Source organism: Streptomyces sp. NPDC053426 (genome assembly GCF_055585405.1).
Genome location: NZ_JBVJKE010000002.1, coordinates 583,081 through 608,527, shown reverse-complemented (window position 1 = coordinate 608,527; position 25,447 = coordinate 583,081). Strand labels below are relative to the sequence as shown.

21 protein-coding genes are annotated in these 25,447 nt (G+C 71.3%); 15 read left to right on the top strand and 6 right to left on the bottom strand.

Translation table 11 applies throughout. From position 1 onward, the window contains the following. The first annotated feature begins 45 nt into the window (after nt 1-45). Nucleotides 46-699 carry a leucine efflux protein LeuE gene (gene leuE, locus ACZ62B_RS06570; protein WP_344557614.1) on the top strand — a complete coding sequence of 218 codons (654 nt, stop codon included), beginning with the start codon at nt 46-48 and terminating at the stop codon, nt 697-699. A 3-nt stretch (nt 700-702) separates the two neighbouring features. Here leuE and ACZ62B_RS06565 read toward each other — a convergent pair whose 3' ends face one another. Next, on the bottom strand, nt 703-2,106 hold the full coding sequence (locus tag ACZ62B_RS06565; RefSeq protein ID WP_469689364.1) for an FAD-dependent oxidoreductase: 1,404 nt from the start codon (nt 2,104-2,106) through the stop codon (nt 703-705). 72 nt (nt 2,107-2,178) lie between these two features. On the opposite strand from ACZ62B_RS06565, the gene ACZ62B_RS06560 reads away from it, so the two are divergent. Further along, complete coding sequence (locus ACZ62B_RS06560; RefSeq protein ID WP_344557610.1) at nt 2,179-2,829, top strand: TetR/AcrR family transcriptional regulator C-terminal domain-containing protein; 651 nt, start codon at nt 2,179-2,181, stop codon at nt 2,827-2,829. A 587-nt stretch (nt 2,830-3,416) separates the two neighbouring features. Here the strand turns inward: ACZ62B_RS06560 and ACZ62B_RS06555 are convergent. The 5 genes from ACZ62B_RS06555 to ACZ62B_RS06535 all read right to left on the bottom strand — a co-directional run bounded on the left by ACZ62B_RS06555 (nt 3,417) and on the right by ACZ62B_RS06535 (nt 10,892). Continuing rightward, nucleotides 3,417-4,553: an acyltransferase family protein gene (locus tag ACZ62B_RS06555; protein ID WP_344557606.1), complete on the bottom strand. Its 1,137-nt coding sequence runs from the start codon at nt 4,551-4,553 to the stop codon at nt 3,417-3,419. A 43-nt stretch (nt 4,554-4,596) separates the two neighbouring features. Further along, nucleotides 4,597-5,547: a class I SAM-dependent methyltransferase gene (locus ACZ62B_RS06550; RefSeq protein WP_344557604.1), complete on the bottom strand. Its 951-nt coding sequence runs from the start codon at nt 5,545-5,547 to the stop codon at nt 4,597-4,599. 187 nt (nt 5,548-5,734) lie between these two features. Continuing rightward, complete coding sequence (locus ACZ62B_RS06545; RefSeq protein ID WP_468725207.1) at nt 5,735-8,401, bottom strand: glycosyltransferase family 4 protein; 2,667 nt, start codon at nt 8,399-8,401, stop codon at nt 5,735-5,737. A gap of 188 nt (nt 8,402-8,589) precedes the next feature. Next, nucleotides 8,590-9,915 (bottom strand): alpha-2,8-polysialyltransferase family protein, encoded by a 1,326-nt coding sequence (locus ACZ62B_RS06540; protein ID WP_344557596.1) that lies wholly within the window; start codon nt 9,913-9,915, stop codon nt 8,590-8,592. Next, nucleotides 9,912-10,892 (bottom strand): glycosyltransferase family 2 protein, encoded by a 981-nt coding sequence (locus ACZ62B_RS06535; protein WP_344557594.1) that lies wholly within the window; start codon nt 10,890-10,892, stop codon nt 9,912-9,914. Before ACZ62B_RS06535 ends, ACZ62B_RS06540 begins: the two co-directional genes overlap by 4 nt. A gap of 198 nt (nt 10,893-11,090) precedes the next feature. On the opposite strand from ACZ62B_RS06535, the gene ACZ62B_RS06530 reads away from it, so the two are divergent. The 13 genes from ACZ62B_RS06530 (at nt 11,091) to ACZ62B_RS06470 (ending at nt 25,366) form a co-directional block, all read left to right on the top strand. Further along, complete coding sequence (locus ACZ62B_RS06530) at nt 11,091-12,422, top strand: DUF6716 putative glycosyltransferase (protein ID WP_468725136.1); 1,332 nt, start codon at nt 11,091-11,093, stop codon at nt 12,420-12,422. Between the two features lie 32 nt (nt 12,423-12,454). Next, nucleotides 12,455-13,741 carry an N-acylneuraminate cytidylyltransferase gene (locus ACZ62B_RS06525; RefSeq protein WP_344557590.1) on the top strand — a complete coding sequence of 429 codons (1,287 nt, stop codon included), beginning with the start codon at nt 12,455-12,457 and terminating at the stop codon, nt 13,739-13,741. 14 nt (nt 13,742-13,755) lie between these two features. Further along, on the top strand, nt 13,756-14,694 hold the full coding sequence (locus ACZ62B_RS06520) for an N-acetylneuraminate synthase family protein (protein WP_344557588.1): 939 nt from the start codon (nt 13,756-13,758) through the stop codon (nt 14,692-14,694). A gap of 52 nt (nt 14,695-14,746) precedes the next feature. After that, nucleotides 14,747-15,811, top strand: coding sequence for a hypothetical protein (locus ACZ62B_RS06515; protein WP_344557586.1), 1,065 nt, complete (start codon nt 14,747-14,749; stop codon nt 15,809-15,811). An 81-nt stretch (nt 15,812-15,892) separates the two neighbouring features. After that, on the top strand, nt 15,893-16,132 hold the full coding sequence (locus tag ACZ62B_RS06510; protein ID WP_344557584.1) for a hypothetical protein: 240 nt from the start codon (nt 15,893-15,895) through the stop codon (nt 16,130-16,132). A 9-nt stretch (nt 16,133-16,141) separates the two neighbouring features. Then, complete coding sequence (locus tag ACZ62B_RS06505) at nt 16,142-16,546, top strand: type II toxin-antitoxin system VapC family toxin (RefSeq protein ID WP_344557582.1); 405 nt, start codon at nt 16,142-16,144, stop codon at nt 16,544-16,546. A 290-nt stretch (nt 16,547-16,836) separates the two neighbouring features. Further along, nucleotides 16,837-18,066: a M20 family metallopeptidase gene (locus tag ACZ62B_RS06500; RefSeq protein ID WP_344558050.1), complete on the top strand. Its 1,230-nt coding sequence runs from the start codon at nt 16,837-16,839 to the stop codon at nt 18,064-18,066. 373 nt (nt 18,067-18,439) lie between these two features. Continuing rightward, nucleotides 18,440-19,489: a BMP family lipoprotein gene (locus ACZ62B_RS06495; protein ID WP_469689363.1), complete on the top strand. Its 1,050-nt coding sequence runs from the start codon at nt 18,440-18,442 to the stop codon at nt 19,487-19,489. Nucleotides 19,490-19,749: 260 nt separating this feature from the next. After that, the gene (locus ACZ62B_RS06490) at nt 19,750-20,799 is read left to right on the top strand and encodes a BMP family lipoprotein (protein WP_344557578.1); all 1,050 of its coding nucleotides are present in this window, start codon (nt 19,750-19,752) and stop codon (nt 20,797-20,799) included. A 202-nt stretch (nt 20,800-21,001) separates the two neighbouring features. Further along, nucleotides 21,002-22,561, top strand: a complete 1,560-nt coding sequence (locus ACZ62B_RS06485; RefSeq protein WP_344557575.1) for an ABC transporter ATP-binding protein — start codon at nt 21,002-21,004, stop codon at nt 22,559-22,561. Further along, complete coding sequence (locus ACZ62B_RS06480; protein ID WP_344557564.1) at nt 22,561-23,685, top strand: ABC transporter permease; 1,125 nt, start codon at nt 22,561-22,563, stop codon at nt 23,683-23,685. Before ACZ62B_RS06485 ends, ACZ62B_RS06480 begins: the two co-directional genes overlap by 1 nt. After that, nucleotides 23,682-24,956: an ABC transporter permease gene (locus ACZ62B_RS06475; RefSeq protein ID WP_344557554.1), complete on the top strand. Its 1,275-nt coding sequence runs from the start codon at nt 23,682-23,684 to the stop codon at nt 24,954-24,956. Before ACZ62B_RS06480 ends, ACZ62B_RS06475 begins: the two co-directional genes overlap by 4 nt. Continuing rightward, nucleotides 24,953-25,366 carry a cytidine deaminase gene (locus tag ACZ62B_RS06470; protein WP_344557552.1) on the top strand — a complete coding sequence of 138 codons (414 nt, stop codon included), beginning with the start codon at nt 24,953-24,955 and terminating at the stop codon, nt 25,364-25,366. Before ACZ62B_RS06475 ends, ACZ62B_RS06470 begins: the two co-directional genes overlap by 4 nt. The last annotated feature ends 81 nt before the right edge of the window (nt 25,367-25,447 follow it).

Below are 25,447 nucleotides of genomic sequence, written 5' to 3'. Positions count from 1 at the left end.
AGACCCCTTGGAGGGAGTGTCGTACCCCCGTGCGACACTCCCTCCATGTTCGGCGTCATCGACCTCCCCACCTACCTGGCAGGACTGGTCCTCATCGTCCTGCTGCCCGGTCCCAACTCCCTGTACGTCCTCTCCGTCGCCGCCCGCAAGGGTGTCCGCACCGGCTATGCGGCGGCGGCCGGTGTCTTCACCGGGGACGCCGTCCTGATGACGCTGGCGGCGCTCGGCGCGGCCTCGGTGCTCACCACGACGCCGCTGCTGTTCCTGGTGGTGAAGTACGCCGGTGCCGCGTACCTGGCGTGGATGGCGTACGGCATGCTGCGCTCGGCGTGGAGCATGTGGAAGGCGCGGGGCGAGTCGACGGACCCGGCCGAGGCGCCCGCCGCCCCGTCCGCCGACGAGCGCCCCTACCGCCGCGCGCTGGTCGTGTCGCTGCTCAACCCGAAGGCGATCCTCTTCCTGATCTCCTTCTTCGTACAGTTCGTCGACCCCGGTTACGCCTACCCCGCGCTCTCCTTCGTCGTCCTCGGCGCCCTGCTCCAGACGGCCAGCTTCCTCTACCTGTCGCTGCTGATATTCGGCGGCACCCGCCTGGCCGACGCGTTCCGGCGCAGGCGGCGGCTGGCGGCCGGTGCCACCTCGGCGGCCGGCGCCCTGTTCCTGGGCTTCGCGGCGAAGCTGTCCCTGGCGAGCGCGTAGCGGTCAGCGCCCGCCGAACCGGGCCAGGTACTCCGGGAGCCCGGCCGGCGTGTCCCCCGCCCAGCCCACATAGCCGTCCGGACGGACGAGGAACAGCCCGGCCCCGTAGGTCTCGTGCGCCGGGCCGTGCACCAGTCGTACGGCGGCGGGCGGCGCGGGGGCGTCCGTGCCCAGCGCCAGCAGGGTCCAGTGGGGCCCCCGGAACGCGTCGAAGAGGCGCACGCCGTTCACCGTGGCGTCCGGGGCCCGGTCGCCCGCGCGCACCGGTCCGGGCGCCATCCGCGTCTCCTCGGTGAGCGTCGACGCGGGGTAGCCGAGGTCCAGTTGCCGGGTGGCCCCGCCCCGCCGTGTCTCACCCCGGTGGACGCTGGTGGACAGGTCCAGCATCTGCGCGGCGATCGGGCGCCGCTCCTCCTCGTACGTGTCCAGCAGCGCCGCCTCCGCCCCGCCGCCCAGGACCGCGCCCAGCTTCCAGCCCAGGTTGTAGGCGTCCTGGACGCTGGTGTTGAGGCCCTGGCCGCCGGCCGGGGAGTGCACGTGCGCCGCGTCGCCCGCGAGGAAGACCCGGCCCACCCGGAACCGGTCGGCGAGCGCGGTCCGCGGACGGAAGTCCGAGGCCCAGCGGACCTCCGTGACGTCCTCGGCGGCGAGGTGCGAACGGGCGGCGACGACCTGCCGTACGCCCTCCAGGGAGAGGTCCACCTCCGTGCCCTCCGCGAACCGGGCCATCAGCTGGAAGTCCTCCGTCCCGGCCAGCGGGCAGATCGCCAGGAGGTCCTCGGGTCCCTCGCCCTGGGGGAAGAAGTGCCAGTTGTCCCGGTCCAGGCCGGTGATCCGCACGTCCGCCACCAGCGTGGGGAACGGATCCACCTCCTCCCCGGTCATGCCGACGCCCACCGCCCGGCGCACCACCGAACGGCCCCCGTCCGCCGCGACGAGACACCGGGCGCGCACCGGCCCACCGGAGGCGAAGTGCGCGGTCACGCCCTCCGGGTCCTGGACCACGCCGGTGACCTCCCGGCCGAAGGCGACCTTGCCGCCGAGCTCCTCCAGGCGCTCCAGCAGGATCCGCTGGGTGCGCCACTGCGGGACCATCCACGGCTCGTTGTACGGCGAGTCCTCGCTCGGCTCGGCCGGTTCGGACATGTGGTGCTCGCCGAGCCGCTCGCCGTTCCGCCAGATCATGCCGACCGGGTAGCCGCCGCCCACCGCGTGGATCGCGTCCAGCACGCCCAGGTCGTCGAAGACCTCCATGGTGCGCGGCTGGAACCCCTTGCCGCGCGAGCCGGGGAACAGCCCGTCCGCCCGCTCCACCACCAGCGCGGGGATCCCGCGCCGGGCCAGGTCGATGCCGAGGGTGAGGCCGGTCGGTCCGGCGCCCACGATCAGCACATGGGTGTCGCTCATGATCAAGTCTCCTTAACGGTGTTAAGTGGCCTGCCCTGTGAGCGTGTCCCTAACGGTGTTAAGTTGTCAAGCGTGAGTTCGGAACGACGTGCCCCCCTGGACCGCCGACGGGTCGCCGACACGGCGCTGAGACTGCTGAACGAGGTCGGCCTGGACGGCCTGACGCTGCGCGCGATCGCCAGGGAACTGGACGTCAAGGCGCCCGCCCTCTACTGGCACTTCAAGGACAAGCAGGCGCTGCTCGACGAGATGGCGACGGAGATGTACCGCCGGATGGTCGCCCAGGGTTCACCCGCCCCGGACGACACCTGGCAGGAGCGGCTGCTCAAGGCCAACCGGAGCCTGCGCGCGGCGCTGCTCGCCTACCGCGACGGCGCGAAGGTGTTCAGCGGCTCACGCTTCACGGGGACCGAGCACGCCGAGCAGATGGAGGACATGCTGCGCCTGCTCACATCCGCCGGTTTCACCCTCGCCCGGGCCACCCGCGCGTTCAACACGACATATCTCTACACCCTCGGCTTCGTCACCGAGGAACAGGGCGTCCAGCCGCTGCCCGGCGAACGCCGGGAGGGCTTCGACCTGGCGGAACGCGCCCGCCTGATGGCCGACCACCCTCTCGCGGCCCAGGCGGGCAGGGAACTCTTCGAGAACTACGACCAGCGCTTCGAAGAGGGCCTCGCCCTGCTGATCGCGGGGATCGAGGCCCGGTACGGGACGCCTTGAGGTCAGGACGCCTTGAGGTCGGGACGCCCGCAGGAACGCCGAGCGCGCCGCCTCGCCGAGGCGGGCGAAGCGGGTGCCGCCCGTGAGGTGCTTGTCCAGCGCCTCCTCGATGCCCGGCCGTCCGGGGTCGCCGAAGTCGTTCGGGACGACGATTCCGCCCGGGGCGGTGATCTCCTCGGAGAAGTCCCGCCGGATCCGGGCGGCCACGCCCGCCGGACCGGCGAGGGCGAGGCCGGTGCGCACGGCGTGCTCGTCGGCCAAGGGCCCGGAGAGGCCGGCGCGCTGCGGGTCGCCGGGCTGGAACCGCACACCGGCGATCGGGTCGGCGGTCGTCATGCGCGGGCTGCGGCCGTCCCGCTCCGTCATCCGGGTCGGTCCGGTGGAGAACGGCAGCGTCATGACCGTGACCGGCAGGCCTGCCGGCGACCGTGGCGCCCCGCCCGGAGGCCGGCCGTCTCTCCCCGCGACCGGGCTCGACCGGACCGGTGACCACGAGGGAATGCCGCACGCCCGCAGCGGAACCGCCACCGGTGGACGGGTGCGCGGCACGCCGGAGCACGTCGGCGACTCCGCGGGCTTCTCGGCGGTCAGCGCTGCTTCGACAGTTGGGTCCGCAGGACCGGTGTCAGGGTTCTCTCCACGTACCGGTGCAGCAGCCACGCCAGCAGCAGCATCGCGGCCAGCGTCAGCGCGAAGGTGGGTGCCGACGGCACGTGCAGCGAGCGGTGCAGGGCATGGATCACCACCCAGCCCAGGTGCTCGTGAACCAGGTAGAAGGGATACGTCAGCGCCCCGGCCACAGTGAGCCAGCGCCAGTCCGCCCGGCTCAGCCACCCCAGTGCGATCGCCGCCACCGCCGCGAAGCCGAGGGCGACGACCAGGACGATGCCGAACGTGGTGCGGTGGGCGAAGGCGTCCGGGTCCGAGGCGTTCCACAGCTCGCCCACCGCGTAGTGCTGCCCGATCAGGAAGCTCACGACCGTGACGGCCCACGCGTGGGTGTCCCGCCGGTCGCGGTGGACGAGGTACAGGCCGATCCCGCCGATGAAGAACGGGGCGTACTCCGGCATCAGCACCAGGTCGAGGAGCGGCTCGTGCGCGGCCCGGGCGAGCACCGACGCCAGCAGCCAGCCGCCGCAGAACAGCAGGACCCGCCGACGGTTCGCGCCGGGCATGACGACGAACAGCGCGAAGAGCGCGTAGAAGCGGAGCTCCACCCACAGCGTCCAGCACACGCCCAGCACCCGGTCCGCGCCCAGCGGCTGCTGGAGCATCGTCAGGTTGACGAGGGCGTCGCTCGGCGACACGGCGTCATAGGTGACCACCGGCAGCGCGAACACAGCCGTGACCAGGACGACCGCCACCCAGTAGGCGGGCATCAGCCGGGACACGCGGGAGGCGAGGAACGACGTCAGGGTCCGTCCCCAGCCGCTCATGCAGATCACGAACCCGCTGATCACGAAGAAGACCTGGACCCCGAGGCAGCCGTACGAGAACAGCGTGTGCAGGGTCGGGAACTGGTGCTTGGGGGAGCTGCCCCAGGCGTCGGTGACGTAGCCGCCGCGTCCGCCGTAGTGGTACGCCGCCACCATCAGCGCGGCCACCAGCCGCAGCCCGTCCAGGGCGCGCAGCCGCCCCGGGGCGGCCTTCCCCGCCGTGGGGACCGGCGGGGGAGCGGCCGTGTCCGGCCGCGCTGTCGACATGCTCACGACCGTCTCGGTCATGCTCGTACCACTCCTCGGATCGCAGGGCGGCCGGTGCCGGTGCTCAGGACGCCCGCAGATACGCCGAGTGGGCGGCCTTGCCCAGGTAGGTGAAGCGGGTCTCGCCCTTCAGGTGGTCGTCCAGGGCCTCCTTGATGCCCGGCCAGTGGGGGTCGCCGTAGTCGTCCAGGACGACGACCCCGCCCGGCGCGGCGATCTCCTCGGCCCACTGCAGGTCCTGCGCGACGCCCTGGGCCGAGTGGTCGCCGTCCACGACGATCACGCCGTAGCGGCGGTCCGACACGGCCGCCCGGGTCTCGGGGTCCTCGGAGAACCCCCGCTGGATGCGGGCCGCCGCGCCCGCCGGACCGGCGAGGCCGAGGTTGGTGCGTACGGCCTGCTCGTCGACCGGGGCGCCGGTGGGGTCCGGGCGCTGGTCGGTGCCGGGCTGGAGCTGTACGCCGGCGAAGGGGTCGACGATGGTCAGGCTCGGGCTGCGGCCGTCGCGTTCCATCATGCGGACCAGCCCGGCGGAGAACATGCCGTACAGCGTGCCGATCTCGAGGATCTCGTCGTTCGGCGGGTCGAGCAGCGGGATCGTGCCGAGCTTGCCGCAGATGTTCATGGTGCCGCCCGCGATGCGGCCCACGCCCAGCGACTCCAGCGCGACGAGCAGACGGAAGGCGGCGGTGACGTTGCGCACGGCCGCGTCACGGTCCCCGGCCAGGTCCGCGACCTGGGCGTACAGGCGCTCCAGCGGGGCGTCGGCCACCATGCGGGAGATGCCGCGCCCGCGGGGGCCGAGGAGCAGCTCGAAGGTGAGCTGGCGGCGCCTGAGCTGCTCGACGTCCCGCACCAGCCGCTCGATGTCCGGTGCGGCGGCCGGTGCCCCCTGGCCGTCCGGGCGGCGGGCCGCCGAGCGGACCTGCCGCTCGATGCGCTGGTCGATGAGGTCGGCGACCGGGCGCAGCAGACGCCGGGAGACCGAACTGCGGAGCATGGAGCGGCTGTTCATGGACCAACGACCTCAATTCGTCGCGGAGTTCAGAGGCGTGTGATGTGTGCGGAAGACGCACGGGCGAATGCCGGTGCACAGGCTAGGCACTGGCCCGGCCGGCGGGCGCATGGCCGAGCGGGCCGTCAGGAGAACATCTGCGGAACGCGAGGTGTCGGGTCGACGGCACCTGTGCGTGCCCCGCCGTTCAGTCCGTCTTGCGCAGCCGCGCCGAGTGGTGGGACACCTGTGCCCTGATCGACTCCTTGCGGGCGATCTGGCGGATGGCACGTCCGCGTGCGCCGAGCAGGGCCGACACCCGGGCGATCTCCGCCCACACCCGGCCGCGGTCGCCGCCGGCGATCGCCGCCGCGGCCAGCAGCCGGCACGCCTCCTTGGTCTCGTTCCGGGCGGCGCGCAGTTCGGCCATGCCGATCAGCACGTCCACCGGCTGCCGGCGGCGCAGGATCTCGGTGCCCACCCGCAGCGCGTCCTCGACGTTGCCGGCGGTGGCGTGGCGCTTGAAGTCGTCGATGATGTGCCGGAGTTGCTGGGGGATCACCGCCCGCGGATCGCCGTACGCGTCGTCGTCCGCCGTGCCGGTGCTCTCCGCGTCCCCGGCGGCCCGCGGGCGCGGCACGTCTCCCGGTCCGGGAAGTCCCAGCGCGGCCGTCATCCGCGCGGTGAACGCGGGGATGTCGAACAGCTCCTCGACCTCCCGGTAGTCGTCCTCCGAGACCCGCTCGCCGAGCACCGCCCGCAGGGCCTCGAACGCCGCCTGAGGGGTGTAGTCGGCGAAGGACCGGTAGCCCGGCACCGAATCGAGCACCTCGTGCGAGCCCACCCGCCGGTAGGTGACCACCCGCAGCCGCTGCTGGACGGCCTCGACCACCGACAGCGGCATCGGGTCGTCGACGGAGGAGAGCAGGAAGACGTCGGAGGCGGCGAGTTCCTCCCGGACCCGGGCCCGTGACAGCGCGCCCGCCCAGGTCACCCGGTCGGAGATCAGGGTCGAGGAGGCGATCCGCGGGGTGCGGTGGCCGATCCACGCGAACCGCCACGGCAGCCCCTCGGTGTGGGCGAGTTCCGCGACCCGGGAGAAGAGGTCCAGGCCCTTGCGGTCCTGCATGGAGCCGACCATCACGATCCGGGGCTGCTCGTCCGGTACGGTCCGGGCCCGCGTCCGGTGGGCGTCCTGCGGAACGGTGTTGTAGACGACGACGGGGTCGGTCACTCCGAGCCCGCGGAACATGTCGGCCTGGGCGGTGGAGACGCACAACACCTGGACCTGTGGCAGGAGCCGGAGCATCTCCTTGTGGCGCAGGGTGTGGTGCTCCGCCTCGTAGGCCATGACGTGCTCGGTCTCATGGGCGTAGAGGAAGACTCTTCGGCCGTCGGACACCAGTTCGTCGACCAGTTCGTTGCCGATGGCGGAACGCCACAGCGGGGCCAGGCTGTTGATGAGGACGACATCGATGTCCCGCAGTGCTTCGAGGACGTCCTCGGTACGGCAGTAGGCGCTGAGGTCGATGTAGCGGACGTCCACGGGGGAGCGGGCGAGCAGTGCCTGGGTGTACGTCAGCACGGGGATCGCCACCCCGGTGACATAGCCGAAACCGAGGCCGAGCACGGCCAGCGAACGCGGCGGTGCCTGCCGGTCCCGTACGGCGCGCAGCGCCCGCTCGGCGCGGGTGCCGACCGGAGTGAGGGGGGCCGGGTCCGGAGCGGAGCCGGAACGCGGCCCGCGCACCTTCGCCTCCTTGACCACGGTGATGATCCGCTCGGCGACGTCGTCACGGAAGGTGAGGTAGTGGGTCAGCGGCTCGCCGGTGTTGTTGCCGGCGAACTTGCCGGTGGTGTGCAACTGCCCCACCACGTCCACCAGTTCGCCGACGCTGCCGACGTTGCGCAGCAGTGCGTGGTTGACGGCCGGGAAGACGATGTTCAGCGGTGGCGGGCTGAACAGCACCAGCGGGACACCGGCCCGCAAGGTTTGCAGATAGGTCGTGGAGAAGAAGGTGACGGCCAGGTCGAAGGCTTCCAGGCCGGTCGCGTCCACGAGCGTCGATTCGTCCAGGACGGTGACCCCGGGGAGCGTGCCCAGCCACTCCAGGTGCCCGGAGAGGGTCGAGGGGTGCGGTTTGATCGCGACCTCGCCGAACTCGGTGAGCGCCTCGCAGGCCGACTTCAGGTACTCGCGGTGCCGGCCGGCCGGCAGTTTGCGCTGATCGCCCAGCGGCTGGTCGAGGACGATGATCCGCAGCGGCTCCCGGGCGGGGCGCGCGGGTCGGGGCGCGGGATTGTGCGCGGCCCGCACCAGGTCGGGATCGTCGCTGTGGCCGAGCGCGCCGGTGATGTGGACGACCGGGTCCGCGTCCGCCGTGCGGTACAGCAGGTGGTGGGCGGTCGCCGGGCCCCACACGCACACGGCGGCCGGGTCGGTGGAGCCGTAGTACCAGTTCTGGTCCCGGAGGCCGGGGCCGAGCTTCTTGTAGTGGAAGTCGAGGTGGCCGTCCTGTACGAGGACCACCGGCAGGGTCCCGTTGAGGGCGTCGGCGACCCTGCTGCCGCGCTGCGACCGGTCGTTGAAGAGGATCAGCCGGTCGATGGACTCGGTCCGCACGAACTCGGAGACCCGGGGGCCTATGTCCTCCAGGAACTGCGCGTGCCCGAGGCTCTCCTCCTCCCGGAACAGATTGCGGACCCGTGTGCCGTCGAGCCGGGCCGAGGCCTCCTCGTCGATCCACCGCCCCACGTCTCCGTCGAGGTCGGCGGTGACCAGCAGGAAGGAGCAGTCCTCCGAGCCCGGGGCGCTCAGCAGCCGTGAGGTCAGACCGACTCCGTTGCGGTTCTCGATGAAGACGGCGATACGCATAGACAACCAGCCCAGTCCGCAGGGTCTGTGGTGCACAGAAAGTGCACAAAGATGTGTGATTTTCCGATGGAATTCCTGAGGAGATCATGGCACGAGGCGCGGCGACCAAAGGGTGAAGGGAGAATGAACGAAAGGCGGTTCCGGGGGCGGTTAACCGTCCGTTCATGTACTCCATGCCGGGCATTGGTTCACCGTTTGATCGAGCGCCGGATGGCCCGGGCCCGCCGCACCACTTTACGGGCCGTGGAACTGCGCGGCAGGAACGCCAGCCGCTCCGGAATTCCACCGGGCAGTCCCAGCGACGTCAGCCGCCGCTTCCTGAAATACCGCCAGGTGCGGGCGTTCAGCCGGTCACGCAGATACTCCTCGGCCGCAGGCCGCAGCTCCGCCAGGATTTTCGGCTGCATCACGAAACCGACCGTCCGCACCAGCGCGGCGAGCGCGTCGGTGTCCAAGCCCGGCCGCCCCTCGGCGGCGTCGGCCGGCTCCGGCAGCAGCGCGTCGACGATCGTGACGGGGACACGGTTGCTGTTCTCGTACGGCGCCAGCCGGTCCAGCAGCGTCTCCGTGCCCACCCGGGCCACCGGCAGACCGTACAGCCGGGACGCGGTGAGCAGGGCCGTGGAGAAGCAGCCGACGACCAGCGCCGGGCGCATCCGCTGGTACAACACCTCCGCCAGGACCGGCGTGTCGAGGACGGTGAGGCCGACGCCGAGCTTCTCCGCCTCCTGCTCCAGGGTGCGGGCGAACCGGGCCGGGGCCGTGGGATGCGGCTTGAAGACCACCCGGTCGTGACCGAGGCCGACGACACTCCTCAGCATCCGCACATGCAGGTCCTCCTCCTCTTCCGCGGAGAGGATGCCCAGCGCCGACAGGTACTGGCCCAGCAGCAGTGCGGGACTCTCCACCTCGGGCAGCCCGGCACCGGTCTTGACGAGTTCGGCCAGCACCCGCGTGAACGCCTCCGTCGGCACCAGCTCCGGCTCCACCCCGAACTCGGTCAGGAGCAGTGGCCTCAGGCCCGGCACCAGATCGAGGTGGAGCAGCCGCTCCACGCGCGTGCCCACCAGTGGATCGATCTTGTTGCGGGTGGGGCCGTAGCTCATCAGCCCGTCCGCGTAGACGGTGACGGGCGCGTCGGTGAAGATCTGTGCCACGCCGAGCGCCGGGTTGACCTGGATCGACTCCACGGCGAGCGTCACATCGTCGTCGCCCAGACTCCAGGCCAGCCGCAGATACCGCTCCCACATCGGGACGTCGTCCGGGCGTGGCGCCCAGGCTCCCGGGTGATACGGGAAGATCGCCTCGTTCCACGAGACCACGTCGTCGAACCGGGCGCGCAGCCGCTCGAACCCCGGCATTCCGTCCACCGCCGGTGTCGTCTCCGGCGTCGCCGCGTTGTTGGACACCAGCAGGACGCGCCGCTCGGCCGGCGCGAAGCACCCCGCGTCCAGGGCGGCGGCCAGCGTGGCGGTGCCGTACAACGTCGACACCATGAAGATCTGCGTGGTCACGCGGCCACCTCCGGGGCCGGCGCGGGACGGCGGCGCAGCCGGCGCAGCCGGGTCGCCCGCGCGGTGTCCATCGACGCCAGCGCGTCGTCGAGCACGTCCTGAGGCATCCGCCGCAGCGCGGCCGTGCTCATCGCCTTCAGTTTCCGGGCCACGGGTGCCTCGAACCTTTCGATGGAACCGAGATGGTGGGAGATGATCGCGCAGTACGTGCGCACCGCCTTCGGCAGCAGGCGCGCCGCCTCGGGGTCGGCGGCGGTCTCCTCCACCACCTGGTCGAAGGCGCGGATGAAGTCGAGCTGCCGGGCGTCCCCGATCTGCGTCAGCGACGAGGAGACCCCGCGCCGGTAGAAGACGCCGAGCAGGCCGGTCACCGCGAAGGACTCTGCCTCCCGGTGCAGCCTCCAGATCCACGGACGGTCCTCGGCGGTGCGCAGTCCGTCGGTGAAGTGCAGCAGGCCGCGATCGGCCAGCCGACGGTGGTAGACGCCGGCCCAGGCGTACGCGTAGTCGACGGAGGTGGTGCGGTGGGCGGGCAGGATGGCCTCGCGCGGGGACAGCACCACGTTCCGGCGGCCGTGCGGCACCCGGTGCACGGAACGCTCCCGCGCCGTGCACTGCACATGATCCGTGCGCACGAAGTCGCAGCCCAGCCGTTCGATCACGCCGACCAGCCGGTCGTAGTGGCCGGGCGCCAGCCAGTCGTCGCCGTCCAGGAACGTCAGGTACTCCCCGCGGGCGGCGTCGATGCCGGTGTTGCGGGCGGTCGCCAGCCCGCCGTTCCGTTCGTGTCTCACCAGCACGGCCCCCGGCAGTTCGGGCTCCGCGCGCGCGAGGAGATCGGCGGTCCCGTCGGTGGAGCAGTCGTCGACGAGAATGAATTCGAAGTCGTCGCGCGCGTTCGCACGCAGACTCCGCAGGGCATCGGGGACGTATCGCCGGACGTTGTAGAACGGCACGATGACGGAGAGCTTGGGCACGCGACGGACGTTAGGCGACGGCCCGGCATGCGGATTTACCCGCATCTTGATCCCGGGTGAACGACGCGTGACGAAGCCGTGAAGCGCATTCTTTTCCGGGCGCCGGGCGGCCCGATTCGTCATTCGGCGGTGTGCTGTTAACCGTTTGTTGCATTCGGGTTGGGCGGTTCCTAGGAATCGATTCCTAGCGTCTTCGACGTGCCAGCAAGTGCAACGAAGCCTCTCAGGGTCGCGGTCCTCGCGGATTCCGACACCCGGTGGAAATGGGGCGCGCTCACCGCGGACCGCGTCGCGCCGCGGGACGTCCGCCTCGACGGATTCCTGCTGCGGGGCCGCGCCACCCCCACCGCCCGCCAGCTCGGCGAGGTCGGCGTCACCGCGGACTCGCTCCGCGAGGTCACCGCCGTCGAGTTCCTGCGCGCGATGCGCGAGGAGTCGTACGACCTCCTCGTGCTCGCCCTGGTCGGCGGCGGTGTGCAGGCGATGCTGCACGGACTCAAGCGCGCCTGGGAGGACCGGCCGAGGCGGCCCGTCGTCGTCACCGGATACGTCGGCGTCGTCTACGAGAAGCTCGCCGACGGCCTGCTGCTGCGCCACGGCGCCGACCTGGTGCTCGCCAACTCCCGCCAGGACGCGGACCGTTTCCGCGCCGTGTACGAAGGGGTGGGCGCCGACGCCTCGTCGGTGACCGAGGTCGCGCTGCCGTTCCTCGGCGGAGCCGCGTACGAGGGCGAACACGACCCCTCCGCGAAGCAAGGGCGCAGGCCCTACACGGTCGTGTTCGCCGCCCAGCCCTCCGTCCCGGACAGCCGCAGGGACCGTACGTACCTGCTGGACCGGCTGGTGCGGCACGCCCGCCGGCACCCCGAGCGCGAGGTGCTGCTGAAGCTGCGCTCCAAGCCCGGCGAACACACCACGCACATCGAGGAACTGCCCTACCAGAAGCTCGCCCAGCGGCAGGACCTGCCGCCCAACTTCCGCCTGGTCTACGGGCACATGGGCGAGGTCCTCGACCGGACCGACCTCCTCGTCACGGTCAGCTCCACGGCCGCCCTGGAGTCGCTGCACCGCCGCGTCCCCACCGTGGTCCTCACCGACCTCGGCATCCGGGAAGCCCTCGGCAACCACCACTTCGTCGGCTCCGGCTGCCTCGCCTCCTGGGACCAGCTCGACGCGGGACACCGCCCGGAGCCGGACCCGGAGTGGGTGGCCCGGCAGGGGGTCGCGGTGGGCGGCTCGTACGAGACGGCCTTCGACGCGGCCCGCGAACGCATCGCCGAACTGCTCGGCCGGCCCGGCGGACTGCCGCCCCTCACCCCGTACTACACGCCCGTCACCGCGCCCGGCTATCTGCCCGGCATCCTCGCCCGTCACCACCTCGGCCCGGACGGCACCCCGCTGCCCGGCGCGCCCGCCGCCGACCGGGAGCCCGGACCGGTCCGGCAGATCGTGCGCCGGGCGGCGCGCGGCGCCTACCGGCACGGAGTGCAGCGCGTGGCCCCGGTGATCCGACGGATGGGCGAACTGTGACCGGACCGACCCCCGCTCGAGGAGCTGATCCCATGCCCACCTCCCCTGCCGTACGCCGGGTACTCGCCGTGATCCCCGCGCGCGGCGGCTCCAAGGGCGTACCCGCGAAGAACCTCGCCCCCGTCGGGGGCGTCCCCCTGGTGGCACGCGCCGTGCGCGAGTGCCTCGCCTCCCGGTACGTCACGGACGTCGTCGTCTCCACCGACGACCAGGCCATCGCGGCCGCCGCCCGGCAGGCCGGCGCCGAGGTCGTGCTGCGGCCCGCCGCCATCGCCGGCGACACCGCCACCTCCGAGGCCGCCGTCCTGCACGCCATGGACACCCACGAGACCCTGCACGGCGCCCCCGTGGACGTCGTCCTGCTCGTACAGTGCACCAGCCCCTTCCTGCTCCGCGAGGACATCGACGGGGTGGCCGCCGCGATCACCGACCAGGGCGCCGACACAGCGGTGACGGTCGCCCCGTTCCACGGCTTCGTCTGGCGCGACGGGGCGGACGGGGCGGCCCCGTCCACCCCGGCCGGCGAGGCGACCGCTCACGGCACCGACCGGGCCCCCTCCGCCGACGCGGCCGCCGCCGGGGGCCACGGCGTCAACCACGACAAGTCCTTCCGCCCCCGCCGCCAGGACCGCCCCCAGGACCTCCTGGAGACCGGTGCCGCCTACGCCATGGACGCGGCCGGTTTCCGCGCGCACAAGCACCGCTTCTTCGGCCGCACCGAACTCGTCCGCACCGACCCGGCCCGCGTGCTGGAGATCGACGACCCGCACGATCTCGCACGGGCCCGCGCCCTCGCCCCGCTCTTCGACGCGGAGCGGCCCGGCGCCCTCCCGACCGCCGACGACATCGACGCGGTCGTCCTCGACTTCGACGGCACCCAGACCGACGACCGGGTGCTGATCGACTCCGACGGACGGGAGTTCGTCTCCGTGCACCGCGGGGACGGACTCGGCATCGCGGCCCTGCGCCGCAGCGGCCTCAAGCTGCTCATCCTGTCCACGGAACAGAACCCGGTCGTCGCCGCCCGCGCACGCAAGCTCAAGATCCCCGTGCTGCACGGCATCGACCGCAAGGACCTCGCACTCAAGCAGTGGTGCGAGGAACAGGGCACCGCGCCCGAGCGCGTGCTCTACGTCGGCAACGACGTCAACGACCTCCCGTGCTTCGCCCTCGTCGGCTGGCCCGTGGCGGTCGCGAGCGCCCACGACGTCGTACGCGGCGCCGCACGCGCGGTCACCACCCTCCCCGGCGGTGACGGCGCGATCCGGGAGATCGCCGGCTGGATCCTCGGTCCCTCTCTCGATTCCCTCCCCAAGTAAGGAAACGCCAGGTCATGAGCACCAACTCCCGCATCCGCACCTTCGGTACCCGCGAGGCCGGCCCCGGCCGCCCCGTCTACGTCACCGGCGAGATCGGCATCAACCACAACGGTGACATCGAGAACGCCTTCAAGCTGATCGACGCCGCCGCCGAGGCCGGCTGCGACGCGGTCAAGTTCCAGAAGCGCACCCCCGAGATCTGCACCCCGCGCGACCAGTGGGACATCGAGCGCGACACCCCCTGGGGCCGGATGACGTACATCGACTACCGCCACCGCGTGGAGTTCGGCGAGGACGAGTACCGCCAGATCGACGAGTACTGCAAGGAGAAGGGGATCGACTGGTTCGCCTCCCCGTGGGACACCGAGGCCGTCGCCTTCCTGGAGAAGTTCGACGTCCCCGCCCACAAGGTGGCCTCCGCCTCCCTCACCGACGACGAGCTGCTGCGCGCCCTGCGCGCCACCGGCCGTACGGTCATCCTCTCCACCGGCATGTCCACCCCGAAGCAGATCCGCCACGCGGTCGAGGTCCTGGGCAGCGACAACATCCTCATGTGCCACGCCACGTCGACGTACCCGGCGCAGGCCGAGGAGCTCAACCTCCGCGTCATCAACACCCTCCAGCAGGAGTACCCGAACGTCCCGATCGGCTACTCCGGCCACGAGACCGGCCTGCAGACCACCCTCGCCGCCGTCGCCCTCGGCGCCGTCTTCGTCGAGCGGCACATCACCCTCGACCGCGCCATGTGGGGCTCCGACCAGGCCGCCTCCGTCGAGCCGCAGGGCCTGACCCGACTGGTGCGCGACATCCGCACCATCGAGGCCTCCCTCGGCGACGGCGTCAAGAAGGTCTACGACTCCGAGCTGGGCCCGATGAAGAAGCTGCGCCGCGTCACCGGCGTGGTCGCCGAGGCGGAGATCGCCGCCGCCGCCGGCGAACCCGTGACCGTCTGACCCCGCATCCCCTCCACCCCACCCTTACGACGACGGGAACGGTCGTACGTCGATGAGCCCCCGCGCCGGCCGGCCCGGCCCCCACACTCTCGCCTTCGTCGAGAGCCCGGTACAACTGCTCAACGTGCTGGAGTGGGCGCACGCGCATGCGCCCGGCGTGGGGCTCACCCTCGTGGTGCTGTCCCCGGTCGACCCCATGACCCGCGGCCAGTTGCGCCGCATGGCGGAGCTGGCCCGCGAGGAGGGCCACGAGGTCCGCTGGGAGGAGGCGCGCGGGGGAGCGGGCGCCCCGCTGCAGACGGTCGGCGGCCTCACCGGGCCGCTCCGCCGGGCCGCCCGCGTCGTCCTCGGCGACCCCTTCTCCCGCTACGTCCAGCTGCTGCTGACGATCACCCGCGCCCGTGAGGTCGTCGTCGTCGACGACGGCACCGCGACCATGGAGTTCGTCGGCCAGCTGGCCCGGGGCGAACGCCTGGTGCGCTGGCACCGCAAGGGCGGCCGCCCCGGCCCCCGCGAACTCGTCCTCGCCCCCGTGTCCGCCGCCGCCCGGCGCCGGCTCACCCCCGGTGAGAAGCGCACGGTGGAGGTCTTCACCTCCATGCCCATGGAGGACACCCCGCCCGGCGTCACCGTCAGCTCCCACACCTTCGCCTGGACCAGGGACCGCTTCGGCCCGCCCCGCGTCACCCGGGGCGCCGACATGGTCGGCACGTCCCTGGTGGAGACCGGGGTGGTGGACGCCGACGCCTACCTGGAGGCCGTACGCGCCCTGGTCGCCACGCACGGCGCCAAGCGCTACTTCGCCCACCGCCGCGAGAGCACGGAGAAACTCCACCGGCTCGCCGTCGAGACGGGACTGGAGATCGTCCGCCCGGAGTTCCCGCTGGAGCTCATCGCCCGGCGCGGTCCCATCGGCGCCACCGTCCTCAGCTTCCCCTCCACGGTCGTCCACACCCTCCCGCTGGCCCTCGCCGGCACCGGCGTCCGCGTCGTGGTGTGCGACATAGACCCCGCCTGGCTGACCAAGCACGCCTCCCCCAGGGCCCAGGGCTTCCTGGCCAACGTCACCGACACGGCCAGGTCCGCCCACCACCTGCGGACGGCTCCGGCGGTCTGAGTCCCGGCGCCGGAAGGGAGCGGGTGTTCGGGCGCTCGCTCATGTCGGCGAAACCCGATGTCACCAGGTGAGAGCGCCCGTATGCTGGCCGTGGAGCCGGTTCTCGTCCTGCTGGAGGTCCCGATGAGCACGCCCGCACCCGAAGGCCTCGGCTACCCACAACCGAGGCCACGCGTGTCGGTCGAGGAGCTGCTGGCGGCGAAGAACACCCAGCCGATCCGTTCCCTGGACGACCTCGCCGCCGACACCTTCGAGTCGGACGAGGAGCTGGAAGAGTTCCTCGCCTTCACCTACGCCGAGCGTCGGCGCGACGCCGCCTGAGCCCGCCACATGCAACCCGTCGTCCTCGACACCGACGTCGCCTCCCTGCTGCACAAACGCAAGCTGACCGGGCCACTGGCGACCCGCCTGATCGGCCGCAAACCGCTGATCACCTTCGTGACCTACGGTGAACTCACGAAGTGGATGGAGATCCGTCACTGGGGCACCCGAAGCCGCCAGGAACTCGCCGACTGGCTCGCCGACGTCCCGGTCCTCCCGGGCGACGAAGCCGTCGCCACCACCTGGGGGCGACTGTCCGCCGCAGGGATACAGCGTGGCCGGCCCCGCCCCACCAACGACATGTGGATCGCCGCCAGCGCCCTCACCTACGACCTGCCGCTGGCCACCCTCAACCTCAAGGACTACGAGGACTTCCGCCTTCACCACGGCCTTCGCGTGCTCGGCGCCGAATAGCAGCCGTCGCCTGCCGGCATCCGCCGAATGAACCCGCCCGCGTGCCTTCGGCCGATCGTGGTAACCGTGAGGGGTGGACGGGTGCCGGAACCATGGCACGGAGTGTGATCGACCTCATGGACCGGCAGGCCATCGGCCTATACCCTCGCAAAAAGGCGGTGAGTGTACCCACCTCCACACACGGCTATGCGTAGGGCAGCCAGATTTTCTCCCCCCAACGGGCTGATTTTTCTTGATCGGGGGTCAGTGGACGGCTCCGGCGCCCTACTCTTCAAAGGGTGAAACCACTGATGTCACTGGAGTCCGAGATCGATCTCCCCGGGGGAGCGGTGCTCCCCGGCGCGTTGCCCGAGACCCTGCGCGCCGAACTCGTGGCCTTCCGACGCGACCTGCACATGCACCCGGAACTCGGCCACCAGGAGTTCCGCACCACCGCGGCGATCAAGGAACGCCTCGAGCAGGCCGGTCTGAAGCCGCGCGTCCTCTCCGGCGGCACCGGCGTGATCTGTGACATCGGAACCGACGACGAGGCCGGCACGGACTCGGCGATGCTCGCCCTGCGCGCCGACATCGACGGCCTGCCCATCCCCGACATGAAGGCCGACTGCCCCTACCGCTCCACCGTGCCCGACCGGGCCCACGCCTGCGGCCACGACGTGCACACCACCGTCGTGCTCGGCACCGGCCTGGTCCTCGCCGAACTGCACCGCCAGGGCCTGCTGCCCCGCCCCGTGCGGCTGATCTTCCAGCCCGCCGAGGAGGTGCTGCCCGGCGGGGCCGCCGAGGTCGTCGAGGACGGCGGACTCGACGGCGTCGGCCGGATCCTCGCCGTGCACTGCGACCCCCGCGTCGACGCCGGGAAGATCGGGCTGCGCGAGGGCGCCATCACCTCCGCCTGCGACCGGCTGGAGATCGCCCTCGACGGCCCCGGCGGCCACACCGCCCGCCCGCACCTGACCACCGACCTGGTCACCGCCGCCGCGCGGGTCGTCACCGACGTGCCCGCGCTGGTCGGCCGACGGGTCGACAGCCGCAGCGGGCTCGCCGTGACCTGGGGCCGGGTCGAGTCGGGCCACGCGCCCAACGTCATCCCGCAGCACGCCGAGCTGTCCGGCACCGTGCGCTGCCTGGACCTGGAGACCTGGCGGCAGGCCCCCGACATCGTGGTCGCCGCCATCGACGAGGTGGCCAACCTGCACCGCGCCAAGTCGGAGATCACCTACGTGCGCGGCGTCCCGCCGGTCGTCAACGAGGCCGGCGCCACCGAGCTGCTGCGCGACGCCATGATCGCCCGGCGCGGAGCCGACTCCGTCGAGAGCACCGAACAGAGCCTCGGCGGCGAGGACTTCTCCTGGTACCTGGAGCGCGTCCCCGGCGCCATGGCCCGCCTCGGCGTCCGCCCCCCGGGCGAGCGCACCGTGCGCGACCTGCACCAGGGCGACTTCGACGTGGACGAACACGCCATCACCGTAGGAGTGGAACTCTTCACCGGCGCGGCCCTCCTGGACGCCCTGCGCTAGGCAGTTCAGCCCCTCTGGGGGTGCCCCCTTCGGGGGAGTTCGAGGAGCGGGGTCCGGGGCGGAGCCCCGGGTTCGGGACGGGAAGGGGCGGCGGGGGCGAAAACCCTTGTCCGGCCCCACCGCGTCACCTCTCCCACCCGCTCCGCTTGCGCGCCCCGCGCACCAGAGGCAGCGTGGGCCGCGTGCACCCACGCCCCCCGCACCGACCGCCCGCTTCGGCCCCGTACGGCCCCCTGGTTCACAAGGACGTAACCGGCCATCGGCACGAATGGATAACGGCCCCGCTCGACCCCGTTCCCAGGAGTGTCTACGCGCGTTAATGTGCGCCGAACCGAGCGCCCGCTGCGGGGCTTTGGAGAATGGGGAACTTCAGATGCGTCGGATATCCAAACTGACCCGCGTCGCGGTGGGGGTCGCCTCGCTCGCACTCGCCGCCACCGCCTGCGGCGGCACCAGCGGTGACAACGGCGACAGCGGAGGTTCCAAGGAAGACCTCGGCCTCGCCATCGCCTACGACATCGGCGGCAAGGGCGACCAGTCCTTCAACGACGCGGCCTTCGCCGGCCTCACCAAGGCCAAGGACGAGTTCGGCTACAAGACCGCCGACGTCGAGCCCACCGAGGGCGAGACCGACGCGGACAAGGAGCAGCGCCTGGCCTCGCTGGCCCGCCAGGGCTACAACCCGGTCATCGGCGTCGGCTTCGCCTACGGCCCCGCGATGAAGGCCGTCGCCGCGAAGTACCCGAAGACCACCTTCGGCATCGTCGACTCCGTGGTCGAGGGCGACAACGTCGCCTCCCTCGTCTTCGCCGAGGAGCAGGCCTCCTACCTCGCCGGCGTCGCCGCCGCCAAGGCCACCAAGACGAAGACGGTCGGCTTCGTGGGCGGTGTGGACATCCCGCTGATCCACAAGTTCCAGGCCGGCTACGAGCAGGGCGTCAAGGCGACCGACCCCGACGTCAAGGTGATCCCGCAGTACCTGACGCAGACCGCGGAGGAGGGCGGCTTCTCCAGCCCCGACAAGGGCAAGGCCGCCGCCGAGGGCCAGATCGAGAAGAAGGCCGACGTCATCTACCAGGCGGCCGGTCTCTCCGGCCAGGGCGTCATCGAGGCCGCCGCCAAGGCGAAGGTCTGGGCGATCGGTGTCGACTCCGACCAGTACCAGCAGGAAGCCCTCGCCGCGTACAAGGACTACATCCTCACCTCCGCCCTGAAGGACGTCGGCGGCGCGGTGTACGCCCTGGCCAAGTCCGTCGAGGACGGCAAGCCGCTGACCGGCACCCAGGTCTTCGACCTGAAGATGGACGGCGTCGGCCTGTCCGAGAGCAACCCGAAGATGGCCGAGATCCCCGGCCTGACGGACGCCGTGAACAAGGCCAAGGAAGGCATCATCGACGGCTCCATCCAGGTCAAGACGGAGTAGCCGGACCCGGTGCACACGCACGGAGAGGGCCGGCACACCGGGTGCCGGCCCTCTCCGTCGTTCCCGCGCCCGCTCACCCACCGCCACCCTCCGTTCGCGCCCGGCGACGCCCTGGCCACCGCTCGGCGTTGCGTTGGCCACGGCCGCATAACAAGGTGGACAGAAGGGGTTTTCAGGCAGGTCTACGCGCGTTAATCTGCGGCAAAGCCAGCGCCGCAGCTGAACACGTCCCGGCGCTTGTACGACTAGGAGCACCACACATGCGCCGGATTTCCCGGATCACGGTCGCAGGCGCAGCGACCGCCTCCCTGGCCCTCGCCCTCTCCGCCTGCGGCGGCACCTCCACCTCTTCGAGCTCGTCCGAGTCGAAGGGCGACAAGGGCCTCGCCATCGCGTACGACGTCGGCGGCAAGGGCGACCAGTCCTTCAACGACGCCGCGTACGCGGGTCTGGAGAAGGCGAAGAAGGAGTTCGGCTACGAGACGGCCGACGTCGAGCCCACCGACGGCGAGACCGACGCCGACAAGGAGCAGCGCCTGGTCTCGCTGGCGAAGCAGGGCTACAACCCGGTCATCGGCGTCGGCTACGCGTACGCCTCCGCCGTCAAGGGCGCCGCGGAGAAGTTCCCGGACACCACCTTCGGCATCGTCGACGACGCCACGATCGAGGCGAAGAACGTCGCCGACCTGGTCTTCTCCGAGGAGCAGGCCTCCTACCTCGCCGGTGTCGCCGCCGCCAAGACCACCAAGACCGACGTCGTCGGCTTCGTGGGCGGTGTGAACATCCCGCTGATCCACAAGTTCCGCGCGGGCTTCGAGCAGGGCGTGAAGGACACCGACCCCAAGGTCAAGGTCATCTCGCAGTTCCTGACGCAGACCGCGGAGGAGGGCGGCTTCTCCAGCCCCGACAAGGGCAAGAGCGCCGCCGAGGGCCAGATCGAGAAGAAGGCCGACGTCGTCTACGCGGCCGCCGGCCTGTCCGGCCAGGGCGTCATCGAGGCCGCCGCCGCCAACAAGGTGTGGGCGATCGGCGTCGACTCCGACCAGTACAAGCAGGAAGCCCTCGCCAAGTACAAGGACTCGATCCTGACCTCGGCGATGAAGGACGTCGCCAAGGCGGTGTACAACCTGGCGAAGTCGGTCGAGGACGGCACGCCCACGACCGGTATCGTCAAGGGCGATCTGAAGACGGGTGAGGTGAGCCTGTCGAACTCCAACCCGAAGTTCGCGGACGACGCCGAGCTCCAGGAAGCCATCGAGACGGCCAAGGAGAAGATCATCAGCGGCGAGATCAAGGTCAAGTCGAGCTGAGCTGAGACACCCCTGTACCACCGCGGGGTCGCGACCGCTCGACGGGGTACGAGGAGCCCGGCTCCTCGTACCCCGTCGGTCAGGTGCGCCACCCCTTTGTATGCCGTAGGGGCGCTACGCGCGTAGACGGCCCCCGTCCCCAGGAGAGTGCGTCATCAACGCGTCCAGCAGCCCTCCGGCCGGAGCGGCGGTCAACGATTCGGTGACCGCCGTCGAACTCGCCGGCATCACCAAGCGCTTCCCCGGTGTCGTCGCCAACCACGACATCCACCTCACGGTCCGCAAGGGCACCGTCCACGCCCTCGTCGGGGAGAACGGCGCCGGCAAGTCGACCCTGATGAAGATCCTCTACGGCATGCAGAAGCCGGACGAGGGCACCATCACGATCCACGGCGAACAGGTGAGCTTCTCCTCGCCCGCCGACGCCATCGTCCGGGGCATCGGCATGGTGCACCAGCACTTCATGCTCGCCGACAACCTCACCGTCCTCGAGAACGTCGTCCTCGGCAGCGAGAAGCTCCACGGCATCGGCGCCAAGGCCCGCCGCAAGATCAAGGAGCTCTCCGACCGCTACGGCCTCGGCGTCCGCCCCGACGTCCTGGTCGAGGAGCTCGGCGTCGCCGCCCGCCAGCGCGTGGAGATCCTCAAGGTCCTCTACCGCGGCGCCACCACCCTGATCCTCGACGAGCCCACCGCCGTCCTCGTGCCGCAGGAGGTCGACGCCCTCTTCGACAACCTGCGCGAGCTGAAGGCCGAGGGCCTGTCGGTCATCTTCATCTCCCACAAGCTGGGCGAGGTGCTCTCCGTCGCCGACGAGATCACCGTCATCCGCCGCGGCACCACGGTCGGCACGGCGGTCCCCGCCGAGACGACCCCGCGCCAGCTCGCCGAGCTGATGGTCGGCAGCGAGCTGCCCACCCCCGAGACGGCCGAGTCCACGGTCACCGACCGCCCCGTCATCACCGTCGACAAGCTGCGCCTGGCGGCCCCCGGCGGCAAGGCCCTGCTCGACGACATCAGCTTCACCATCCACGCGGGCGAGGTCCTCGGCATCGCCGGTGTGGAGGGCAACGGCCAGACCGAGCTGGTCGACGCGCTCATCGGCCTGAAGCACGCCGACTCCGGCGTCATCCGGCTGGCCGACGAGGAGATCACCTCCTGGGCCACCCGCAAGCGCCGCGAGCAGGGCATCGGCTACATCCCCGAGGACCGCCACCGTCACGGCCTGCTCCTGGAGGCCCCCCTCTGGGAGAACCGCATCCTCGGTCACGTCACCGAGAAGCCCAACGCCAAGGGCGTCTGGCTCGACCCGAAGGCCGCCCAGGAGGACACCCGCCGGATCGTCACCGAGTACGACGTCCGCACCCCCGGCATCGACGTCACCGCCGCCTCCCTGTCCGGCGGCAACCAGCAGAAGCTGATCGTCGGCCGCGAGATGAGCCACAAGCCGCGCTTCCTGATCGCCGCCCACCCCACCCGCGGTGTGGACGTCGGCGCGCAGGCCGCCATCTGGGACCACATCCGCGAGGCCCGCCGCGAGGGCCTGGCCGTCCTGCTGATCTCCGCCGACCTGGACGAGCTCATCGGCCTGTCCGACACCCTCCGGGTGATCTACGACGGCAAGCTGGTCGCGGACGCCGACCCGGCCACCATCACCCCGGAGGAGCTCGGCACCGCCATGACCGGCGCCGCCGAGGGCCACCTGGAGCACGAAGAGACCCCGGCCGACGGCGGCCAGGGTGCGGAAGACGAGGCCCGCTGATGAAGAAGTTCGACAAGGAGCGCGTACTCCTCGCGGTGGCCGGGCCGGTCATCGCGCTCGCCGTGGCCTTCGTGCTCAGCGCGATCGTCCTGATCGCCTCGGGCAAGAACCCGGTCGAACCGTTCGCCCTGATGTTCGAGCAGGCCGGTTTCTCCGACATCCAGGTCCTGATCATCAACCAGGCCTCGATGTACTACATCGCCGCCCTCGCGGTCGCCATCGGCTTCCGCATGAACCTGTTCAACATCGGCGTCGACGGCCAGTACCAGCTCGGCGCCATGATGGCCGCCGTCGTCGGCGCCCACGCCGCCCTCCCGGCGTTCCTCCAGGTCCCGCTGCTGCTGCTGACCGCCCTGCTCACCGGCGCCTTCTGGGCCGGCATCGCCGGTGTCCTCAAGGTCACCCGCGGCGTCAGCGAGGTCGTCGCCACGATCATGCTCAACGCGATCGCCACCTCGCTCATCGTCTACATGTGGAAGCCGGACGTCTTCGGCGTCAAGATCGGCAACAACAGCACCACCGGCGAGATGCACGAGTCCGGCTGGATCCCCGGCATCGACATGGGCGCGGCCGGCGAGATCTACGGCCTGGTGATCCTCGCCGTCCTGCTCGGCATCGGCTACTGGGTCACCCTCAACCGCACCCGCTTCGGCTTCGACCTGCGCGCCTCCGGCGCCTCCGAGTCCGCCGCCTCCGCCAGCGGCGTCGACCCCAAGCGCATGGTCCTCACCGCCATGCTGCTCTCCGGCGCCATCGCCGGCCTCGCGGGCCTGCCGATCCTCCTCGGCGACTCCCACACCTACAACCTCAACTTCCCCACCGGCATCGGCTTCCTCGGCATCGGCATCGCCCTGCTCGGCCGCAACAGCCCGGTCGGCATCGCCTTCGCCGCCCTGCTGTGGGCCTGGCTCGACAAGGCCTCGCCCGAGCTGGACTTCCACGGCTACGACAAGGAGATCGCGGTCATCATGCAGGGCCTGATCGTCCTCTCGGTCGTCGTCTCCTACGAGGCCGTCCGCGAGTGGGGCCTGCGCCGCCAGCAGCGCCGGGTCGGCGCGGAACTCGCCGCAGGGCACGTCCTGGGCGCCGACAACAACACCACGAAGGAGGTGGCCGGCCGATGACCGCTCCGACCACAGCGACCGACGTCAACCAGCCGTCGCTGGAGCACGCACCGAAGGCCGGCCGCCGCATGTCGTGGCCCGTCCTGCTCCTGGTCATCGCCGGAGCCCTGGCACTGGTCTCGATCGTCCGCCTCGTCACCGGCGCGAACGGCATCACCAACGTCAGCCAGATGTCCACCGCCCTCCAGCTCGCCGTCCCGATCGGCCTCGCCGGTCTCGGCGGCCTGTGGGCCGAGCGCGCGGGCGTCGTCAACATCGGCCTCGAAGGCATGATGATCCTGGGCACCTGGTTCGGCGCCTGGGCCGGATTCCAGTGGGGCCCGTGGACCGGCGTCCTCGTCGGCATCATCGGCGGCTGCCTCGGCGGCCTGCTGCACGCCATCGTCACGGTCACCTTCAACGTCAACCACATCGTCTCCGGCGTGGCCATCAACATCCTCGCCCTCGGCGCCACCCGCTACCTCGCCCCGCTCGCCTTCGAGGGCCACCAGGGCGGCTCCGCCAAGCAGTCCCCGGCGGTCGACTCCCTCGGCCACTTCACCGTGCCGGGACTGTCCGACGGGCTGAGCGACCTCAACGACAAGGGCTGGTTCTTCGTCTCGGACATCGCCGGCCTGCTCGGCGGACTGGTCACCGACGTCTCCTGGCTGACCCTGATCGCCGTCGCGCTCATCCCCGCCACCTGGTGGATCCTGTGGCGCACGGCCTTCGGCCTGCGCCTGCGCTCCTGCGGCGAGAACCCGATCGCCGCCGAGTCCCTCGGCGTCAACGTCTACAAGTACAAGTACCTCGCCGTGATCATCTCCGGCGGCCTGGCCGGCCTCGGCGGCGTCTTCCTCTCCATCGTGGCCAACCCCTTCTACCTGGAGGGCCAGACCTCGGGCCGCGGCTACATCGGCCTCGCCGCGATGATCTTCGGCAACTGGATGCCCGGCGGCCTCGCCATCGGCGCCGGCCTCTTCGGCTACACCGACAGCCTCAACCTGCGCGGCGGCTCCGCCAACGTGCACGCCCTGCTGCTGCTCGGCGCGCTGCTGCTGGTCATCGGCGCGATCTGGCTGGCCGTCCGCAAGAAGTACGTCCACGCGGTGATCACCCTGATCATCGGCGCCCTCGTCTGGGCCTGGTACGCCACCACCAACGAGGTCCCCAACCAGGTCGTCTCCGCCACGCCGTACGTCATCACCCTCGTCGTCCTCGCGCTCTCCGCCCAGCGGCTGCGCATGCCGAAGGCGGACGGAATGCCGTACCGGAAGGGGCAGGGCAAGTGACCTCCGCCGGGTCCACCGCGGCCGACACCGACTGGGAGGCGCTGCGCGCCGTGGCACGGGACGCCATGTCCCACGCCTACGCCCCCTACTCGGGCTACCCGGTCGGCGTAGCGGCCCTGGTCGACGACGGACGTACGGTGTCCGGCTGCAACGTCGAGAACGCCTCGTACGGACTCGGCCTGTGCGCCGAGTGCGGACTGGTCTCCGAGCTCCAGCGCACCGGGGGCGGCCGGCTCACCCACTTCACCTGCGTGGACGGCGACGGCGAGATCCTCGTCCCGTGCGGCCGCTGCCGCCAGCTGCTGTACGAGTTCGGCGGCCCCGGCCTGCTCCTGGAGACCCCCGCGGGGATCCTGCCGCTGTCGGAGATGCTGCCGCAGGCCTTCGGCCCGCAGCACCTCACCAAGTAATCCCCGTACGGCCCCTCCGAGCGACCGTCGACACCCGTCGATACCGTCGACCGGAGGGGCCGCACCCTTCGCACCTTCGGA

What these genes read in the sequence shown, in the direction of transcription:
- leuE (WP_344557614.1), top strand. Translation starts at nt 46, where the DNA reads ATGTTCGGCGTCATCGACCTCCCCACCTACCTGGCAGGACTGGTCCTC.
- ACZ62B_RS06565 (WP_469689364.1), bottom strand. Translation starts at nt 2,106, where the DNA reads ATGAGCGACACCCATGTGCTGATCGTGGGCGCCGGACCGACCGGCCTC.
- ACZ62B_RS06555 (WP_344557606.1), bottom strand. Translation starts at nt 4,553, where the DNA reads ATGACCGAGACGGTCGTGAGCATGTCGACAGCGCGGCCGGACACGGCC.
- ACZ62B_RS06550 (WP_344557604.1), bottom strand. Translation starts at nt 5,547, where the DNA reads ATGAACAGCCGCTCCATGCTCCGCAGTTCGGTCTCCCGGCGTCTGCTG.
- ACZ62B_RS06545 (WP_468725207.1), bottom strand. Translation starts at nt 8,401, where the DNA reads ATGCGTATCGCCGTCTTCATCGAGAACCGCAACGGAGTCGGTCTGACC.
- ACZ62B_RS06525 (WP_344557590.1), top strand. Translation starts at nt 12,455, where the DNA reads ATGCCCACCTCCCCTGCCGTACGCCGGGTACTCGCCGTGATCCCCGCG.
- ACZ62B_RS06520 (WP_344557588.1), top strand. Translation starts at nt 13,756, where the DNA reads ATGAGCACCAACTCCCGCATCCGCACCTTCGGTACCCGCGAGGCCGGC.
- ACZ62B_RS06515 (WP_344557586.1), top strand. Translation starts at nt 14,747, where the DNA reads ATGAGCCCCCGCGCCGGCCGGCCCGGCCCCCACACTCTCGCCTTCGTC.
- ACZ62B_RS06510 (WP_344557584.1), top strand. Translation starts at nt 15,893, where the DNA reads ATGCTGGCCGTGGAGCCGGTTCTCGTCCTGCTGGAGGTCCCGATGAGC.
- ACZ62B_RS06505 (WP_344557582.1), top strand. Translation starts at nt 16,142, where the DNA reads ATGCAACCCGTCGTCCTCGACACCGACGTCGCCTCCCTGCTGCACAAA.
- ACZ62B_RS06500 (WP_344558050.1), top strand. Translation starts at nt 16,837, where the DNA reads ATGTCACTGGAGTCCGAGATCGATCTCCCCGGGGGAGCGGTGCTCCCC.
- ACZ62B_RS06495 (WP_469689363.1), top strand. Translation starts at nt 18,440, where the DNA reads ATGCGTCGGATATCCAAACTGACCCGCGTCGCGGTGGGGGTCGCCTCG.
- ACZ62B_RS06490 (WP_344557578.1), top strand. Translation starts at nt 19,750, where the DNA reads ATGCGCCGGATTTCCCGGATCACGGTCGCAGGCGCAGCGACCGCCTCC.
- ACZ62B_RS06480 (WP_344557564.1), top strand. Translation starts at nt 22,561, where the DNA reads ATGAAGAAGTTCGACAAGGAGCGCGTACTCCTCGCGGTGGCCGGGCCG.
- ACZ62B_RS06475 (WP_344557554.1), top strand. Translation starts at nt 23,682, where the DNA reads ATGACCGCTCCGACCACAGCGACCGACGTCAACCAGCCGTCGCTGGAG.